Source organism: Thalassospira marina, assembly GCF_002844375.1.
Taxonomy (GTDB): Bacteria; Pseudomonadota; Alphaproteobacteria; order Rhodospirillales; family Thalassospiraceae; genus Thalassospira; species Thalassospira marina.
In genome coordinates this window covers 661,174-678,987 of record NZ_CP024200.1, presented here as the reverse complement: position 1 = coordinate 678,987, position 17,814 = coordinate 661,174, and the positions used below count along the sequence as shown (strand labels likewise).

General features: G+C 51.4%; 15 protein-coding genes. 3 read left to right on the top strand and 12 right to left on the bottom strand.

Annotated features, from left to right (window positions below; all coding sequences use genetic code 11):
* The first annotated feature begins 155 nt into the window (after window positions 1-155).
* The 3 genes from CSC3H3_RS23245 to CSC3H3_RS23235 all read left to right on the top strand — a co-directional run bounded on the left by CSC3H3_RS23245 (window position 156) and on the right by CSC3H3_RS23235 (window position 3,392).
* On the top strand, window positions 156-1,079 hold the full coding sequence (locus CSC3H3_RS23245; RefSeq protein ID WP_157832000.1) for a LysR family transcriptional regulator: 924 nt from the start codon (window positions 156-158) through the stop codon (window positions 1,077-1,079).
* A 92-nt stretch (window positions 1,080-1,171) separates the two neighbouring features.
* Window positions 1,172-2,212, top strand: a complete 1,041-nt coding sequence (locus tag CSC3H3_RS23240) for an aromatic ring-hydroxylating dioxygenase subunit alpha (protein WP_101286718.1) — start codon at window positions 1,172-1,174, stop codon at window positions 2,210-2,212.
* A 1-nt stretch (window position 2,213) separates the two neighbouring features.
* Window positions 2,214-3,392 carry a 2Fe-2S iron-sulfur cluster-binding protein gene (locus CSC3H3_RS23235; protein ID WP_245881407.1) on the top strand — a complete coding sequence of 393 codons (1,179 nt, stop codon included), beginning with the start codon at window positions 2,214-2,216 and terminating at the stop codon, window positions 3,390-3,392.
* Between the two features lie 95 nt (window positions 3,393-3,487).
* Here CSC3H3_RS23235 and CSC3H3_RS23230 read toward each other — a convergent pair whose 3' ends face one another.
* The 12 genes from CSC3H3_RS23230 to CSC3H3_RS23175 form a co-directional block, all read right to left on the bottom strand.
* Complete coding sequence (locus CSC3H3_RS23230; protein ID WP_281262546.1) at window positions 3,488-4,429, bottom strand: bile acid:sodium symporter family protein; 942 nt, start codon at window positions 4,427-4,429, stop codon at window positions 3,488-3,490.
* Between the two features lie 351 nt (window positions 4,430-4,780).
* Window positions 4,781-7,774: an AMP-binding protein gene (locus tag CSC3H3_RS23225; protein ID WP_172963486.1), complete on the bottom strand. Its 2,994-nt coding sequence runs from the start codon at window positions 7,772-7,774 to the stop codon at window positions 4,781-4,783.
* A gap of 122 nt (window positions 7,775-7,896) precedes the next feature.
* A complete protein-coding gene (locus CSC3H3_RS23220; RefSeq protein ID WP_101286714.1) occupies window positions 7,897-8,808 on the bottom strand; it encodes a Pnap_2097 family protein in 912 nt (303 codons plus the stop codon).
* Between the two features lie 54 nt (window positions 8,809-8,862).
* Window positions 8,863-9,684 carry a class II aldolase/adducin family protein gene (locus CSC3H3_RS23215; protein ID WP_101286713.1) on the bottom strand — a complete coding sequence of 274 codons (822 nt, stop codon included), beginning with the start codon at window positions 9,682-9,684 and terminating at the stop codon, window positions 8,863-8,865.
* A gap of 32 nt (window positions 9,685-9,716) precedes the next feature.
* The gene (locus CSC3H3_RS23210; protein ID WP_101286712.1) at window positions 9,717-10,742 is read right to left on the bottom strand and encodes a TauD/TfdA family dioxygenase; all 1,026 of its coding nucleotides are present in this window, start codon (window positions 10,740-10,742) and stop codon (window positions 9,717-9,719) included.
* A 22-nt stretch (window positions 10,743-10,764) separates the two neighbouring features.
* Window positions 10,765-11,211: a PaaI family thioesterase gene (locus CSC3H3_RS23205; protein WP_101286711.1), complete on the bottom strand. Its 447-nt coding sequence runs from the start codon at window positions 11,209-11,211 to the stop codon at window positions 10,765-10,767.
* A gap of 12 nt (window positions 11,212-11,223) precedes the next feature.
* Window positions 11,224-13,014 carry a fatty acyl-AMP ligase gene (locus CSC3H3_RS23200; RefSeq protein WP_101286710.1) on the bottom strand — a complete coding sequence of 597 codons (1,791 nt, stop codon included), beginning with the start codon at window positions 13,012-13,014 and terminating at the stop codon, window positions 11,224-11,226.
* A complete protein-coding gene (locus CSC3H3_RS23195) occupies window positions 13,008-13,817 on the bottom strand; it encodes a thioesterase II family protein (RefSeq protein WP_101267050.1) in 810 nt (269 codons plus the stop codon). Before CSC3H3_RS23195 ends, CSC3H3_RS23200 begins: the two co-directional genes overlap by 7 nt.
* Complete coding sequence (locus tag CSC3H3_RS23190) at window positions 13,814-15,079, bottom strand: cytochrome P450 (RefSeq protein ID WP_101286709.1); 1,266 nt, start codon at window positions 15,077-15,079, stop codon at window positions 13,814-13,816. The genes CSC3H3_RS23195 and CSC3H3_RS23190 overlap by 4 nt, the downstream gene beginning before the upstream one ends.
* A gap of 116 nt (window positions 15,080-15,195) precedes the next feature.
* Window positions 15,196-16,098: a class I SAM-dependent methyltransferase gene (locus tag CSC3H3_RS23185; RefSeq protein WP_101267053.1), complete on the bottom strand. Its 903-nt coding sequence runs from the start codon at window positions 16,096-16,098 to the stop codon at window positions 15,196-15,198.
* Entirely contained in the window at window positions 16,095-16,382 is a 288-nt protein-coding gene (locus CSC3H3_RS23180) for an acyl carrier protein (RefSeq protein ID WP_157831999.1), read from the bottom strand. Before CSC3H3_RS23180 ends, CSC3H3_RS23185 begins: the two co-directional genes overlap by 4 nt.
* A gap of 14 nt (window positions 16,383-16,396) precedes the next feature.
* Complete coding sequence (locus CSC3H3_RS23175; protein ID WP_217351149.1) at window positions 16,397-17,392, bottom strand: acyl-CoA desaturase; 996 nt, start codon at window positions 17,390-17,392, stop codon at window positions 16,397-16,399.
* Between the last annotated feature and the right edge of the window lie 422 nt (window positions 17,393-17,814).

Genomic DNA, 17,814 nt, shown 5'->3' with positions numbered 1-17,814 from the left:
TTGGGGCCGCTATCAATGGATGGGATGACATGTCAGATGCAGGGTACGCTTAAAATTATTTGTCGTAATTTTTACGCCACATAAAACGGGGACAATTCAGCATTCCTGTTTTACTGTGTCGCGCAGTTAGCATGCTTCGGCTGGAAATCAGGTAAGTGACGGTGAAATCCTATTTGCCCCCGATGCGGGCTTTGCAGGTGTTTGAAGCCTTGGGGCGGCTTGGATCGGTTGCAGGTGCCGCACAGGAACTTGGCGTGACACCAGGTGCGATCAGCCAGCAGCTCAAGATCCTTGAAGAACATCTGTCGATGAAGCTGATCAACAAGGACGGGCGGCGAACAGCGCTTTCTGACGAGGCATTGGCCTACCACCGGCTGGTGAGCGAGGGGTTTGACCGGTTGCGTATGGCCCATACGGTGCTTCAACGTGCGAAAATGGGGGCCGATCTCAAGGTTTCGGGCCTGCCAACCCTTTTGTTGAAATGGTTGAACCCGCTTTTACACGATATTCAACCCCATCTGGGTGATGTGCCTTTGCGGCTTGAAGCGACGCATCTTGAGCCAGACCCGGAAATGCCGGTCGATATGTTCCGCCTGACCTATGGCGATGTTGCGCAACGGTTTCCCCATGCCCGAAAGTTGTTTACCGATATTTGCTTTCCGGCCTGTTCGCCTGCTTTTCTGGACCAACACCCATCGGCACGTACGGCTGAAGGCCTGCTTGATCTTCCTCTGATCGATATTGACTGGGGCCCGGCCTATAACTCGGTGCCACGCTGGGCGGACTGGTTTGCCGCGCATGGCTTGGCGGGGGCCAGGTTCAAGACGGTGGCAGTCCATTCGCTTTCCAGCACTGCGCTTGAAGCGGCGGCTGGCGGGCAGGGTGTTGTTCTGGCGCAACGTGCCTTTGCGCGGTTTGATCTGGAACTTGGCCGTCTTGTGCGGCTGTCAGATGACAGCATGCCGATGCCATTGCCCTATTATGTATGCTGGGGGGATACCACCCTGGATCAGCCAAAAGCACGAGAATTTCTGAACTGGCTGATCATAATCAGCCGGAAATTCAAGGATGAAACGTAGAATATCTAAACTGTTTCCGAGCATTTCTGCCTGTTAAATATACCATGTTCAGACATAGTGCGGGTAACCCCAAGTTACCCGCGAGGTCGTCAATGTTTTTACGCAATGCATGGTATGTTGCTGCATGGAGCAGCGAAATCAGCCGGGATCTTCAACAGATCAAAGTTCTGGGCGAGAAGATTTGTGTTTTCCGAACCGAGGAAGACGAGGTTATTGCACTGGAAGATGCATGCCCGCACCGCAAGCTGCCGCTATCCAAGGGGCGGATCAAAGGCAACACTGTTGAATGCGGGTATCACGGGCTGACTTTTGACTGTGCCGGGCAATGTGTCTGGGCGCCGGGTGGTGGTCGTATCCCATCGGCGGCCAAAGTTCGGCCCTATCCAACGCATGAAAAATACGGCCTGGTCTGGATCTGGATGGGTAATGCCGCAATGGCAGACCCGGAAGATATCATCGACATTCCGAATTTTGACAGCCCGGATTGGGGCATTAATTCTGGTGATGCGATGGAGCTGCAATGCAACTACCTTTTGATGTGCGATAATCTGCTTGACCCCACCCATGTCGCCTGGGTGCATGAAAGTTCATTTGCCGCCCCCGCAACCAAAGACACGCCGCTTCGCGTTACCAAAACTGCGAATGGTGTGATTGTCCATCGCTGGATGATGGATCACGAACCTGCACCGTTTTACAGGAAGGTCGTTGAATTTGAAGGCAATTGCGACCGTTTGCAGCATTACGAGGTGCGCTATCCTGCGCATGCGCTGATCCGTGCGGTTTTTACCCCGGCGGGAACTGGTGGTTCGGACGGGCCGCTGCATGAAAATACCTTTGTCATGGACAGCTATAATTTCATGACGCCAACCACCGAGAATGAAACACGCTATTACTGGTTTCAGCTTCGCAATGTCCGGCCTGATGATGATGAGCTGTCAAAGATGATGGCGGAAGATGTGCGGCATGCCTTTGAAGAAGACCGTGCTGTTCTGCACGAGGTCCAGATCGGGATGAGCAACAAACAGTCGCCCCATATTGATCTGGGCATCGATGCGGGACAATTATGGTTTCGCCGCCAGCTTGCCGCGATGATCGCCGAAGAGCGAATGATTGATGCCAGGATGGAAGCGTGACATGACGGATGCGTTTCGGAAATTTCGCGTTACGGCCAGGATACGCGAAAGCGATGTTGTGACCTCTTTCCACTTTATGCCGGTTGATGGCGGGCCGCTTTGGCAGGCATTACCCGCGCAGTATCTGACCCTGCGGGTGCCAAATGGTGCAGGAACAGTATTGAAAACCTATTCGCTTTCCGGCGATGTGCAGCAGGATAATTTTCATCGGATTTCGGTCAAGCGGGAAGGCGCACCGGATGGCAGTGATTTTCCCGATGGAGTTGGGTCGTGCTGGCTGCATGACCGGGTAGAGGAGGGGCATGAAATCGATATCGCCCCACCGCGCGGCGGTTTTGTCCTCGATCAGGCAAGTATACGCCCCGTGGTGCTTCTGGCCGGTGGTATCGGAATAACGCCCTTGCTGGCAATGGCAAAGGTGCTGGCACGCAGCAATCGTCAGGTCTGGATTGTCCATGCCTGCGAAAATGGGGATGTTCAGGCGTTTGGCGGGGAACTTAAGGCGCTTGCTGCGGCCTCTGACGGGCGGATATGTTTGCATGTGGCATATCGGCAGCCAACGGCGCGTGACCGCGCAGAGCGCGGGTTCGATAGTGAGGGTTTGATCGATAAGGCGCTGTTGCAGTCGCTTCTGCCGTTTGATGATTATGACGTTTATATGTGCGGTCCGACGGCTTTTATGATCGCCATGTATCGCCTGCTGCGTTCGCTTGGCATCGAAAAAAACCGCATTGCGTATGAGTTCTTTGGCGCCGCCTCATCGCTAGAGAAACTGGCAGAGCAGCCAATACAGGTGCCCAGAGCCGCGTCGCGTGCCCCAAAGGCGATTGCCGCACTGGTGCATCTGACGGACCCGGAGGCATGGGCCATCCCGGATGCTTCCGAACCGTTGGCGAATGCAGGGTCCGGTATGGCGGGGAACAGCGGGAATATCGTCCGGTTTGCGAAATCTGGCGTGACAGTGACCATGAAAGACGACGTACGGACGTTATTGGAATTGGCGGAAGAAACAGGGTTGGAGCCGGATTTTTCCTGTCGTTCGGGCATCTGCAATAGCTGTCGCTGTCGCCTGGTTGAAGGCAAAGTCTCTTATCTTGAAGAACCATTGGAAACGCCGCCAGATGGTCATGTGCTGATTTGTTGTGCGCGGCCTGAAGGCCATGTTGTGCTTGATATTTGATGATTTGATCGTCAATGGTGGCCTGTTTCGCAGGGTTCAATCACCGGACCAAAGGTATTTGTAACCTTGGGTCCGGTTTGATCATGTCGGGTTAATTATGCGGGCGCGTCTTTGCGGACGGGTTCGTCTAAGCTCTCATCAACCGGTTTGCGGCTCCAATACCCCGCCAGAAGCGAGCCGGAAATATTGTGCCAGACACTAAACAAGGTGCCGGGCAAGGCCGAAACCGGGGTGAAAAACTTCATCGCCAATGCGGTCGCAAGGCCGGAATTTTGCAGGCCGACTTCAAAGGCAATGGTACGGCAGATTTTGCGATCAAAACCCAGAAGAGCGGTTACGCCATAACCCAGCGACAGGCCAATTGCGTTATGCAGGATCACGGCAAAGGCAACGACCAGGCCAACACTGGCAACCTTGTCGGCATTCAGGGCGACAACAATGGCGATGATCAGAAGGATGGCGAACATCGAAATATAGGGAAAAATCCCTTCGATTTTGCGAACCCATTTTGACGCGATTTCGTTAAGGACAACCCCAATGATAACAGGCACCAAAACAATTTTGACCAGCGACATCAGCATGGGTTGAACCGGCACATCAATGCTTTGCCCGGCCAAAAAGGCGACCAGAACCGGGGTAAGAAATACACCGATAAGGGTGGAAGTCGCTGTCATGGAAATGGAAAGGGCAGTATCACCCTTTGCCAGATAACACATCACATTTGATGATGTGCCACCGGCCACACTGCCGACCAGAAGCATACCAACGGTAAGGTCGTCATCAAAGCCAAACAGCTTTGCCACCAGCCAGGCGGCGACGGGCATGATCAGGAACTGCAAAATCACGCCAACCACCAGTGCCTTGCGGCTTTTGGCAACATTGGCGAAATCCTTTGCTGTTAATGTAAGACCCATGGCCAGCATGATGACAGTCAATAATGGTACAATGCCGGTGCTAAGAGATGCGAATGGTCCTGGCATGAAAAATGCCAGTAACGAGAGCAATAATGCCCATACCGGAAATAATTGAAGGATCACGAACGTTTCTCCTGTGATGCGGGTTTCTTGATTATGCAGCCTCTGCCCCGTTTTCCGTTCCCCAGTGACACTTGATCTGTGAATAATTAAATGGGTGATCATGAGTGTTTGTTAATTAGCGCGGGTGCAGAGGTAGTCCCCCCATTTTAGACGGGGTTGTCAGGCTGAATTTACGCGGCGGTATTTGTTTCTGCTTAGCATTTAAGCTAAAGAAACCGGTGTTGTGATGAAGTTTCTGCGCGTTAACTTCATAGATTTTTCTGATTAAGACCTCATCGTAAATGGTTTAGGGCATCACTACTTGATATCGCCCCCAAAGGGATGACGAGATGTTTGTGATTTTTCGTCTAGTCATCGCTGGAGTTCGCCGGCGATCGCCCCCTGCATGGCGGATGATATGGCTAGAATATCTTCGTCGGTGAATGCTTTGGCGCGATAGACGAATTTTAGAATGCAGCCATTACGATAAGGTCGTGCAATAGCGCGTAATTCGTGCGGTAGCTTGGCATTCATGGTTTCGATTTGTGGGGATTTCGACTGGCTGGCAGGCATGTTTTCAGTAATGTCGAAACCGTCAAGGGTGAAGCTTATACCAGTTAGTGGATGAAGATGGATATCCTGTTTTTCACCAAGGGCTTGGGCCAGTTTCTGAAAGCAGAGATCCTGATACATCCGTGCAGTATCGAGGTGATTGTTAATATAATCGACGATTTGTTTTGTGGGCCAGCCTGCGCAGTTAAGACGAACGGGAACGGCACTGAAAATACAGCCCATGACATCAGCAAGTTCTGGTTTGTCACGACCGTGCGTTGTTACACGTATAATCAGGTCTGCTTTTGCGGCATGTTTTGCCAGTGCGCGGTAAAAGTGGGACAGAAGGTAGGGGAATATGCTTGAATTTAACGTTCTTAAGTGTCCCATGAGACGGTCGTAATCAGACGCCAGCGCAACGGTCATGCATCGTGCCGAGACGTTTGTGATGTGCTGGGGACTTATGAATCTGGCTGTGGGCATTGCACCATCCAGATGTTCCTTCCAGAAAGGCAAAATCCTGTCGGAAAGTGCACGTTGTTCGGACTGTAAACTCGGTGAATAATGATTGCGCAGAGGTATCGGGTTGCCTGAAATCCCATCCAGGATGTCCCGCCTGAGATATTCCTGCGACATACCGTCGCTAATGAGATGATACATCAGAAACAGCAGTCGTCCCGTGCCAGCAGAATCTTTAAGCAGGCGGACGCGAAATGGTTTCTCTTCAGCCAGATCAAACGGCCGTGTCGCGAACTCGGCTGATAACCTGTCATGGTCTACGCATGGAGCCTCTATTACATCGATATCATTGATTCTAAAGTCAGGTGGCGACAGATACTGATACAGTTTGCCATGCCGATACCGGAAATTAAGATGGAAACAGTCATTTTGGGCAACGATTTGCGATACGACTGCTTTAACTCGTTCCATTTGATCGGCGGCGACCGGGACTTGCAAGATCATATTCATGCCCGAACCGAATAACTCATTATGGAATATATCGTGGATTGTTTGCTGACGGGGCGTTAACGGCCACGGTCCTGTTGCGCTGCGGTTAGACGTAGGAGTTGGCTCTGATGGTGCGGATGCTGAAACCTTTACGCTTGCACCGTTCTGTCGTAACCATGCTGCAACGCTACGCGGTGTGCCAGAGTTATAAAACTCCTGTTGGGGCATGGTGAGCCCGAAAGTTGAATGTAGTTCAAGTGTGATCAGGCCAAACATCAACGAATTACCGCCGATATCAAGGAAATCAGTGTCGAGCCTGCATGGATACCGCAAGATGCTCGACATTATTTCTTGAACACGTTGCTCGAAATTGTCGCATTCTTCAGTTCCTGTGCCTTTTATAGACGATGGATCGTCCATCAAATGTTCTGTTGCAGCACGTTCCTTCAATTTTTGCCGATCGATTTTTCCGTTCAGGGTCAGTGGGAAATCCGCAATTGGCAGGTAAGCGGTAGGAACTACCGCCGGATGGAGATGTTCTGCGAGCAGCTTGCGCATCTTGTCTTTCCGCTCAAGGTCCCCCTGATAGAACAGAACGATAATTTCGACAGTAGAATCCGGGGGGGCAAGTTTCACAGCGGCGGTTCGCCTTATCCCGGGATAGCGTTCGGCTAACGATTCAATTTCTGATGCTTCTATGCGAATGCCATTAATCTTGAGTTGGCTGTCGAGCCGTCCCAATACATAGAGTTCCCCATCAATGACACGACCCCGGTCACCGGTGTGATATTCGGGGCAGTTTTCCGAAGTGGAGGGAAAGGGCGCAACTGTGCCGTCCTTTTGTCGGTAGCCATTCGTTAGATACGCGGACCGGATAATGATTTCCTGATCCTTGGATAGGACGTAAGAAACATCATGATCGATTGGCATTCCAACTGGATATAGTGAATCCGTTGGTGTGCATTTGTCATCAATCAAGCGGCAGAATTTTGCCATTGTACTCTCGGACGGACCGTAAAGATTGTAGATCCGATTAACGTAATTTTCCTTCAGGCGGGAAATCAGTGCCTGGCGTAAGGGCTCTCCCGCAAAAAATAGAGCCTTGACCGACAGGGGCCCGGAGTGGCGCCCGTTCAACCAAGTGCCGACAATAGAGGGGACAACATGTGCGATGTCGATTTTTTGGTCATTCAGCCAGTTCCACGCCGCCGCAATGTTGAAATCCTGCTGGCTGTCCGGAATAACAAGAGTTCCTCTATTGTTGAGGGGCAGAAGAAGGTCACGATACATAACGTCAAAAGATAATGGCGTGAGCCATGATACTCGCGGATTTTGAACCCATTGGCCAATTAGTCGGGACTGCCAAGCAATGAAATGATCCAGCCCGGTCATTGTGCCTTCTATTGCCTTTGGGACACCGGTGGTGCCTGAGGTGAATGCCACATAGGCCGGGCGGCGCTTTTCTCTTTTTATCTTGCTTAAAGGGGGGCAGGTCATACTCGGTGAAGCAGCCACATCACATGTGATCCGGACAATCTCTTCCTTGTCGTATGATATATCACACCACTGGGCCAATTCCTCGCGGCGGGATAACGGAAGTCTGTCATCGATCGGAACTGCCACATCGCCGGACAGAAATGCGGCCAGGATGCCAAGAGCGGTTTCGATAGATGGTCGTCCGCATATTGCTATCAGACCCGGATGAGGTGTTGTCAGTCCTTGCCGTCCAAGTAAACACATGCATGTCCAGAGCTGCCCATATGTCAGTTTTCGATCACCATCCTCAATTGCGATCAGATGGTCCTGTGCAATTGCGGTTTCGTGGATACTTTCCAACACCGAACGGGTCATTACTTCTGACATCATTGTTGTCATCATCTTCTTGGCAAAACAGGGCAAAATGCAGGGTTTGTGGGGTGCTAGGTACTTTCTTCGTTTCTCGGGCCTGTGAAAACATTAGCAACCGGTACTCGATGAAACCCGCGATATCAGGCAGTATTTTGTGGTGAAGGCGAAAAACGCCTCGGACCTATGGCTTCGGGAATACATTTTTCTGTAATAATATCAGCCATAAGTGCCCCGTCTTTTTCGCGCGATATCCTGCATTGATGGAGCCAGTTTGACGATGAACGCTCAAGGTCCATGATTTCAACACGTATGGGTTCTCCCGGATCGACATTGGAGTGATATTTTATGTGTCGTTGACTGGTGACGGCTTGGCGGGAAAATGTTGGGTCCAGGTTCAGTTCGGCCCGGTCAACGAATGCGGAAAAATTTGCGAAATATAAAAAACCTGCTCCGTTGAAGTCTTGCGACGGGCAGGGAAGGAAGCTCTGTACCTGGCGATTGTTTCCCTCTGTCGCGGTAAACAGATTGTTGTCGTCAAACCACTTGTGCCGGGGCGCAAGTTGATGCCCTGTAATCGGGGGGAGGCCCTGTATCTCAACGCGCGCAATGGAACGGTTTGATGTGTGGTTGGTTCGGTGCACGAAAACAGAAACCATCGTGACGACACCGATGACAATACCTGCGTCGTCATCCTCATTGTTGATGGTTAAGGTGTGACGACTTTGGATTTGGGTTCGGGAAATTCGGCATTGGGTTGAAGTGATCCGCAAAATGTCATTTTCGCATGCCAGGCCAAAGCGGGCACCTTCAACTTCGACGGAGCGAAAAGCCGCATAGACAACATTTCCGGCAGCATCCTGAAAATCGGGAAACTTACGTTTTGCCATCCGCGCAAGCAGTGTCCAATGCAGATGTCCCAGTTCCTTAAGGACCCAGGCCTCCGATAGACCCTTTAAGGCAAGGTGCGGCATTCCGAGTGCAATCTCGACGCAACCGGTCCATAGTCCGACATCGGGTTCACACTGTCTGTCTCTATCCTGAAGCTCTAACATTTGCCGATATCCCCTATTATGTGTTCGTCCCACGTGGAAGTCGTTCCGACCGGTTTAGTGAAGCCGGTCAATGCCGTTGTCCCCTGGCCACAAAGGGCCGGTATGGCGGCGCATTTTCCTGACCATTCCGTCGAACATTTTTTGTGCAAAGGACGCATTTGCCGCTAGGTCGTCGGCAACTTTCGAACAGCGCTGTCTTACCTGATCCGATAAAATTGAGTTCCTGCCTGGCAGCATACCGGCCTGACACTGGATTTCCGCGGCACGTTGTGCTGTAAAAAGGGTCCAGAAAGTTCTGGGAACATCTCTTCCACCGACAGCGATGCCATGATTTCTCATGACCAGTACGTTTTTGTCCCCCAGGCTTTTGAGAATGCGCGGTTTTTCATCGGCAAAAAGTGTTACGCCCTCGAAATCGTGATAGGCCACCTGTTCAAAAAGTTGTGCACCATAAAAGTCATCATGCTGGAACCCATCCTGTTTCAGCGCGATAGCGGAAACAGCGGTCGTGTGGGTATGTGCGATGCAATGCATATCATGCCGAACCTCGTGAATTGCGCCATGGAGCGCAAAGCCCGCAGGGTTTGCAGGATATTGGGACGGGCCGACCAGATTACCGGCGAGATCGACAGTCACCAAATTTTCCGGTGTCACTTCCTCGTAATGCAGACCAAAAGGGTTCACGAGATAATGGCTATCCGTGCCAGGAAGCCGCAGGGAGATATGATTGAAGATCGCTTCGGTCCAGCCGAGATAGGCGACCAGATGGTAGAATTCAGCAAGTTGGATACGCAGTGACACTTCGGTCTCAACTGAACCCCCCGGCTGCTTCACCGAATGGTGACTTCCGAATTTCTTGATTGACGTGTTCAACATGGTTTCTCTCCGTCAGGGCAAGCTGCGTCCGCTCAATGGGCATGTTGGATAAGGGCAGTCAGAATGCGGCGTTGTCCGCTGAATTTCCGTCGTCCATGGGCTACCAGGATGTTGTCGAGGAATAGGACATCGCCCCTTTGCCATTGTAGTGGCACTGCATTTGCGGAAAGTGTGTCGTAGATATGCAGGGCGTCTTCTTCATCAATTTGCAGGCCGTCACCATAACGCATGTGATCGAGTAGATGCGGTGCTTCGGCAAGTGCTTTGGAGAGGCGGTCGGCCGCGTCATCACGACCGTCTTCACGTGCCCACTTTAGGGAAAGAACGGGGGAAAATATCTGAATCTGGTTGAACCAGACTTCTTCTCCGGTGAGGGGGTGTTTCCGGGTAGCCGGGCGGATTTCCTGCCAGAGCTGCATGGATCCGTCTTCCAGCCACTCGTAACGCCAGCCCGATTTAACGGCGACATTTTCGGCTTCTTCCCTGATGTGTGTCCCCATGGCCTCTGGCCATGATTTTGGAACACCGGGCCGCATCTCGACGCGTTCTGGTGTTGGGAGGTTCCGGCAAAGCTGGATCCCGTTATGGGCAAGGAAACGGGCGCGAACATCATCGCTGATTTCACGGGTAATCGTACGCATGTCGCCGATTGTGGTCTCACCTCCGTTTTCCGGGGGGATTTCGCAGAAGAAAGATATGAGATCGGGCGAATTGTCTGTATAGGACATTTCTTGATGAAGCGGGATGGAGTAGGAACCCGGAATCTCGGTTGCCGTCATGATGCGACCATTGACGACTTTTCGCGGTGATGTACCACCGATATATTCCATCAGGTCGGGAGCAACCGCATCGAGAATTTTCTGATAGTCATCTGACGTCCGGATACATTCAAAGCCACGCAGCAAAATTCCGCCCTTTTCCTGTATTCGGGACAGAATAAGTTCTTTTTGTGATGCCAGATAATCGCTGAGGTCGTCGACACCAAGTGATTGACCTTCGTTGGGGGACCAGACGATTACCGGCATGTCAGAGGAAAGGAAAGATTCTTTGTGATACATCGGACATCCTCCTGTTTCGTTATTATGCGCGGCCTACCTGCGCGATCGTTGCAAGCGCCGTTGCAACGAGAATTTTTCTCGATTGAGTTTGGCAGTAAATATCGGCTCGACAGACGGTTTGGCGCCCGGCCGGCCCAAGGACCGATCCATATGCAAGAAGCGTGTGACCGACGGCAGGTGCCAGGAAATTCAGTTTGTATTCGGCTGTAACGACATCGCCGACGATGGAAGCCGCTGCCCAGGCACAGGCGCTATCCGCCAGTAATCCAACAATTGCGCCATGGCCAAAGCCGTGATGCTGAGTTAGCTCCCGCCTCATCGAAAGGTTGATTTCAACTTCTCCATATTTATAAGAGACCAGCTTTGCGCCGGCCCAGGCGGCAAAGGGCGTTTTTGCTATGATGGCCTCGATTTCTTCGCGCGAATATGCGGGTTTGGGCGCTGTTTCGTGTTCTGCGGTTACCAACATTTTCCTGTTCCTTCAGGCCGTTGCCTTTTGACGTGTTGCGGCCGAGGATTGCGCCTGAACAACCAGAAGCGTACCGTCGATATAACGCTTTTTGGTTTCCGCCCGTCGGATCTTGCCGCTTGATGTTTTGGGAATGGAACTTGGCTGAACAAGAATGATCTTGTGAACCGTGATGTCGGTTTCTTTCATAATCGCCTGACGAATGGCTTTGATAGTGTCATCAACATCAATGGTATATCGCTGGCTCAGCATGACTTCCTGCACAAGACAAAGCGTTTGTTGCCCATCTGAAGGATCTTCGATGGCAAAGGCAGCACCGGAATTGCGTTTTAGTCCCGGTGCCGCACGCTCGGCGATAAACTCCAGATCTTGGGGGAAAACATTGTGTCCGCGCACAATGATCAGATCCTTATGACGTCCGGTGACATATAATTCACCTGCTTGCATGAACCCAAGATCGCCGGTTCGCAGAAATCTGGGTCCAATACTTCCTGCAATCGTTGCCTGATAGGTTTCCTTCGAACTGACAGGGTTGTTCCAGTATCCAAAAGGGATGTGTGGTCCGGCAACCCAGATTTCGCCGATTTCACCGTCGGGTTTTTCAATGGTTGAATGGGGATCGACGATCCGGATGTCTTCTTGCTGCAGAACCTGCCCGCAACCAACCACCTCTATTGTATCTTTGGGGTCGTTCGCTTCGATCGCCATTCCGTTTGCCAGACCGGTTCGACTCAGATTTTCGATTAGGGGCACCTGGGCACGTGTGCCGCCGGTGATGAGCAAAGTGGCCTCGGCCATCCCGAAACATGGATAAAAGGTCTGTGGCCGGAACCCTAGTGGCATGAATGCGGCGGTAAACCGGCGTAATGTCTCGGCTCGGACGGGTTCGGCACTATTGAAGGCGACCCGCCAGGAAGACAGGTCAAACCCCATTTCGAGAATTTCCTCGGCCCGTTCGATACACAGATCATATGCGTAATTCGGGCCGCCGCTTACATGGGCCTGATAATCGCTAATCGCTTTCAGCCAAAGCCATGGACGGTGCGCAAACAGGTTAGGTGCCATCAGGACGCATAGAGTACCCAGATAGAATGGTTCCAGAACATTCGCGATAAGACCCATGTCATGATAGAGGGGTGCCCAGCCGACATAGCTTGAATATTGATCGTTTTCGTAGGCGATGGTCATCATCTCGAGATTGGCAGCCAGGTTGGCATGTGAAACCATCACCCCCTTGGGGACAGAGGTCGATCCAGAGGTATATTGGATGAAAGCCAGTTCGCTGAGTTGGGCTGGATGAGGTGTGTCGTTACTGGTGACTGGGGGGCATTCCAGGTCAACATTGACCCCAATAAATCCTGCATCTGCATATGTCGGCAGTACTGACAATTGTGATTTCAGGAATTCCGATTGTTCCGACGTGGTCATGACGACCGTTGCCGCACAATTCTCGGCAATTGCCAATACTGTATCGCGTAAACGCTGGCCCTTCAGCGGGACCATGGGTACGGGAACCACTCCGGCAAAATGGCATGCCAGAAACGAGACGATGAACGACAGTCCCGTTGGAAACATCAGAATCGCACGATCACCGGGCTGGGTCGCTAGTCGTAGCTGTTTTCCGTAAGCAACGGCAAGTCGATGGAGGGCGCCATAAGTGAGGACTTCCTGTTCGACATTGTCCGGGCCCAGAAAAATGAAAGCTCTCTCATCCGCTTTGGTCGCGACATATGTTTCCAGGAGATTCCACATGGTGGGAACAGTTCGGGTTTCGGTTGTTCTGACATCGACCGAGTTCAGCATTGTGTTTCCTCCAGTGGTAGAATGGCTTTTCTAGGCGTCGGCGAGGGGGCATTCCCCCAACGTATTACTGTTTCCGTAAGGAGTTTCTCCAGACGGGTGCTGCCATGGCTGTCGAAGAAATGGGCACCGGATAGTTCCAAACATTCGAATTTGCCGGTGGTCTGGTCAGACCAAGCTTTGAGCTCGGCTAGAGACATAATTGGATCATGCAGGCCCTTGGTGGCTAGGACCGGCAAATCGAACGGTGGTTGTTCATTGTAGTCGTAGCGGTCCGACAGCAGCAGGTCAGCTCTGACCACAGGTAAAAGACGCCGGAGTTCATCCGGTTTCGCCTTCAGATAGGCAGGGACGCCGCCAAGTTCCTCCAATTTGGGAAGCAGAAGATCATCGCGCAGGCTGCATAATTCTGAATAGACCAAAGGACATTGCGGGGCGCGGCGGCTTGATACGATCAGACCGATTGGGAGCGTTTTGCTATGTTGACGCAAAAAGCGCGTAAGCTCGAATGCGACGAGCGCCCCTAGGCTATGACCGTAGAACACAAAGGGGTTGATGTTGCCAAAACGGCTCCGAAGGAAACACGCTGCAAGATCTGGAATTAACTCTGCTACCTTGCGAGGTAAGAAATGGTAGCTTTCAGGTGTTCTGCCCGGCAATTGAGCGCGATATACGTTGATAGCGCGCGGAAACCGGTTCTGCCAGGCAGCAAAGGAATGACGACTGCCCCCTGCATGGTGAAATGCATAAAGGTCGACGCACGTATCGGGACGAGCGTTCCCAAATATTTCTGCGAACCGGCTCACTGTATCACCTGTTTACGCGAGAATTCGATCTCAAGCGTCGATGGGCCGCGCAAGATAAGACTGCTGTTTTGCCAGTCAACGGTTTTGCTGATTTGACGGAAGCCCGTATATTCAGACAGAAGTACCTGCAGGAAAATCTCGCTTTGCAGGGCAGCCAGAAGTGCGCCAAGGCATGAATGCATGCCAAACCCGAACCCCACATGTTTTGGCCCGGATCTGTCCAGTCGTAGTTGTGCGGCATCTTCAAAAACGGTTTCGTCTCTGTTCGCGGCCCCCAGACAAAGCAGAACCTGTTCCCCCTTGAGAAATTCGATGTCTCCGACCTTGCAGTCTTCCAGCGCTTGGCGTTTGGTAAACTGCAACGGGGTTTCGTATCTTGTGATTTCCTCAATGGCGGCGGAAACCCCGCCTTCACGGTTCAAGATTGACGAAAACTGGTCAGGGTTGTGCAAAAGCGTATAGACGATATTGCCAATCAAAGACTGGGTTGTTTCCGTGCCGGCGACGAAGGCCATCACGCAGGTAAAAGCGATTTCCTCATCGCTGAGGCCTTGTTCCTCGAAGCGGGCGTTACATAGTCTGGAGACCAGGTTGCCGTCATCGATTTTGCCGACCCGCGAAGCATGATCGGCCAGAAACCCGGTCAGATCGCGCATGCCTTTGGCTGCGGCCTGGAAGTCGGATCTGCTCATCATCCCTGGATCCAGTAGCTGCCTTACGGCGTGGACTTTCTTGGAGAATTGAGGCCGGGCTTCTTCTTCGATGAGCATCCAGTCGCATAGGATGTCGATTGGCAACGGAACAGCGATGTCTTCGATGATCTCGCAGTGACCTTTTCTGCTATGTATATCAAGCAGCTTCTCGATCCGCTGCTCTATCATTGGAACGAACGCATATATGGCTTCTTTGGAAAAAGCCTGATTGACCAGCCGGCGGAGACGCATATGTTCCGGATTGTCGGTAAAGACGATGGACGTATCGAGGAAGCGGCGCATTTGCGCGATGTCCTGAAAGCCGATCCTGGATGCTTGGGTGGTGACGGTTTCCGGGATCAGGCCAACACTGAATTTACGGCTTTTCAAGACGGCAAGGACATCCGTGTAGCGTGATAAAATCAGCATGCCCTTGCTGCGCAATACAGGTGCTTCGCGCCGCAATCGTGTATAAAGCGGGTAGGGGTTTTTCCTGAATTCCGGGTCAAGGGGATTAAAGACCAGGTTTGGTCTTCGAAGAACCGTTGCAGTTTCTGAAGAGGCTAACATATCGAATGTTCCTTACGGTTCACCTGACACAGGAGGACAGCCGCCGGGGATCGGAAGGCCGGCGGTTGCCACCCGTTGTTAGAACAACATGAAATGAAAGGCTTGCGTTGCTGTGGTTACTCTTTCGCAAGTACGGAAAGGGAGCGGTCCACAGGGCGGAACGTCATACGCAACAGACCGATTTTACCGGTGTAAAATCCGATTGACGTTTGCTTGAGATAACGTTCGTATTTGTTGGTCATGGCTTCGCCAACGAGATCGACGGCTTCGTCACGCCGCCGTCGTAGGTTGCGCGCCCACATGTCATATGTTCGCGCATAATGCAGTCTGTGATTCACCAATTTGGTGAGTTCCATAACGCCATCAACCGATGCCATGATTTGTTCCAGGCGAGGCAGGTCCGCTGCCGGAAAGATTTCATGGTTGATGAATGCGCTGGCTTCTTCATTCTTCATTGTTCCGTAAACGAAAGTTTGAAGAGAAAGCCAGCCGCCTGGCGAAAGCCATCCGGCACATTTTTCGAAGAAATCGCGATATGTGGCAATTTTTTCTGCCGTGCTGTCTTCGGGCTTGACAAAATGCTCAAACGCGCCGACTGAAATGATGCTATCATAATGTGTCGTTGGGTGGTGTTCGGTCCAGCTTTCCAAGCGGATATCGAGATTTGGCAAGCCAAAGCCGCGAACATAGTCGGCCTGGTCGTTACTAAGTGTCAGACCCACGATCTTATGAAGATTGGGAAGGGAGCTTGCTTTGTTAACCAGTGCCCCCCAACCACAGCCGATATCGAGCAACGAACTGGCCTGTCTGGCGCGCGCCTGTTCGAGATGATAGTCGATTTTGCGCTGTTGCGCGGCATTAAGGGTGTCGTCATCTGACTCGCTCCATAAGGCACTCGAATAGGTCATAGAGTCATCAAGCCACAATTGATAAAATTCGCGGCCGACATCGTAATGAAACTGAATGGCGCTTGGGGAGCCGCCATATGCGGGCACTTCTTTCAATGCTGACTGATTCATTCTACGCTCACCTGCTGACGATTGATTTCTGCCGAAACACCTGCCGCAATTTGTTCTAGGCTGTCGGCCTCGAACAGGATTGAAAGAGGGATTTCGATATTGAGCCAACCTTCCAGATCCATCGCCAGTGCCGTGGTGATAGCTGAGTCCATTCCGAGAGAATCAAGATTGTCGTGAAGTCCTACGGATGCGGGATTCATATCCAGGGTCTTGCATATATATGTCTGAAGCCACTGGAAGATTGCCGCTTCATCAATGTTTTTCTCAGGCAGAATACGGTTCATTGTCAGGCTCTCCTTTAAGGTCGGGTAGATGCTTGTGCTTTGGGAAGTTCTCGTCGTTGAATTTGCTCGCGCGTGGGTATTTTGATGTCCCATGCCTGACCCAGAACAGATAGCAAGCATATGAACCAATAGCCGGGATCAATGCGGTACCACGCCAGGCCAAAAGAGGCAGAACCGGGAAATGCGTGATGATTGTGGTGCCAGGATTCCCCGAAGATGAACGGGGACAGCCACGCAATATTTGTGCTCTGGTCATGCGTTTTAAAACGGCGTTTTCCGATCAGATGGCATAGCGAATTCAAGGAAAAAATACCCTGTTCGACCACGAACATTCGCATTGCGCCACCCCACAGAAAACCGGTTAGCGCCCCCATCCATGTTTGCGAATATAACCCACCAATGACCGTTGGAATAAGTAAGCCCAAGACGATCCAGGTGTAATACCGGCGATTTACCCAAACAATCACACGATCTTTCAGCAAATCGGGCGCATAATGGGAGACATTGGGGTAGGAGTGGGCATACATCCATGTGAAATGGGCGTGTACGAACCCTTTAATCCAGCCTTTCCAACCTGGACCGGAAAGGTTTGGGGAATGGAGATCCCCTTCCTGGTCACCGCATTCATGGTGACGGCGATGCATTGCCGTCCAGGAGATGACACCTCCCTGACCGGCCATTGAGCCAAAAATACCAAGTAAGGCGCGAACAGTTGGGGAAGCCTGGAAGGTACGGTGCGTGAACAAGCGGTGATAGCCAACCGAAATCCCCAGTCCGGAGAACAGCCACATGACCGCAAAGAGGACCAGGTCTAATGACGTGACTTTGTATGTTAGAGAGACCACGACAGTAGCTACTGCGCCGATTGCAGGTGCAACATCAAACAGAATGAAATGAATTCTTTGGAATTTATTGAGATACGGACTATCGATGACCTTTTTTCTGGGTCCATCCGTGGGATTGTTTTCCGAGAATAGTTGGCAGGCAACATCGTCCATCTGATTAATCATCAGGTAAACTCCTCCCTTATTTAAAATATGCGTTTAAATGAATGTTATGGTTTTTCAGAATGAGGTTTTTCATTCACGCATTTGAAAGTTTGTTGACTTCATTTTAGTTAAAAAACAAGTTTGCGAAAAATTCTATTTACGTATTGATTGATTTGTAAAATATATTATTTACCGCGGGGTCGTTTTTTATTTTTGGCCGATTTTTTTGTTCGCAAATGCACAATATTATATTGCGGAGCGGAATAGGCAAGGGCACTGAATTATTAAATATGACGGGATCGTTGAGGTGAAAATATTCGCGGATAATACAGAACCTTTCGAGCGCCTGTTTTTAGTCTTTGAGGAGAAATTTTTGCGTGATGATCCGGTTGGTGATTTACGTCTCAGACTGCTTTTTTCTCGCGATAAGTTTTGTCTTTGAG

What these genes read in the sequence shown, in the direction of transcription:
- CSC3H3_RS23240 (WP_101286718.1), top strand. Translation starts at nt 1,172, where the DNA reads ATGTTTTTACGCAATGCATGGTATGTTGCTGCATGGAGCAGCGAAATC.
- CSC3H3_RS23235 (WP_245881407.1), top strand. Translation starts at nt 2,214, where the DNA reads ATGACGGATGCGTTTCGGAAATTTCGCGTTACGGCCAGGATACGCGAA.
- CSC3H3_RS23225 (WP_172963486.1), bottom strand. Translation starts at nt 7,774, where the DNA reads ATGATGTCAGAAGTAATGACCCGTTCGGTGTTGGAAAGTATCCACGAA.
- CSC3H3_RS23220 (WP_101286714.1), bottom strand. Translation starts at nt 8,808, where the DNA reads ATGTTAGAGCTTCAGGATAGAGACAGACAGTGTGAACCCGATGTCGGA.
- CSC3H3_RS23215 (WP_101286713.1), bottom strand. Translation starts at nt 9,684, where the DNA reads ATGTTGAACACGTCAATCAAGAAATTCGGAAGTCACCATTCGGTGAAG.
- CSC3H3_RS23210 (WP_101286712.1), bottom strand. Translation starts at nt 10,742, where the DNA reads ATGTATCACAAAGAATCTTTCCTTTCCTCTGACATGCCGGTAATCGTC.
- CSC3H3_RS23205 (WP_101286711.1), bottom strand. Translation starts at nt 11,211, where the DNA reads ATGTTGGTAACCGCAGAACACGAAACAGCGCCCAAACCCGCATATTCG.
- CSC3H3_RS23200 (WP_101286710.1), bottom strand. Translation starts at nt 13,014, where the DNA reads ATGCTGAACTCGGTCGATGTCAGAACAACCGAAACCCGAACTGTTCCC.
- CSC3H3_RS23190 (WP_101286709.1), bottom strand. Translation starts at nt 15,079, where the DNA reads ATGTTAGCCTCTTCAGAAACTGCAACGGTTCTTCGAAGACCAAACCTG.
- CSC3H3_RS23185 (WP_101267053.1), bottom strand. Translation starts at nt 16,098, where the DNA reads ATGAATCAGTCAGCATTGAAAGAAGTGCCCGCATATGGCGGCTCCCCA.
- CSC3H3_RS23180 (WP_157831999.1), bottom strand. Translation starts at nt 16,382, where the DNA reads ATGAACCGTATTCTGCCTGAGAAAAACATTGATGAAGCGGCAATCTTC.
- CSC3H3_RS23175 (WP_217351149.1), bottom strand. Translation starts at nt 17,392, where the DNA reads ATGATTAATCAGATGGACGATGTTGCCTGCCAACTATTCTCGGAAAAC.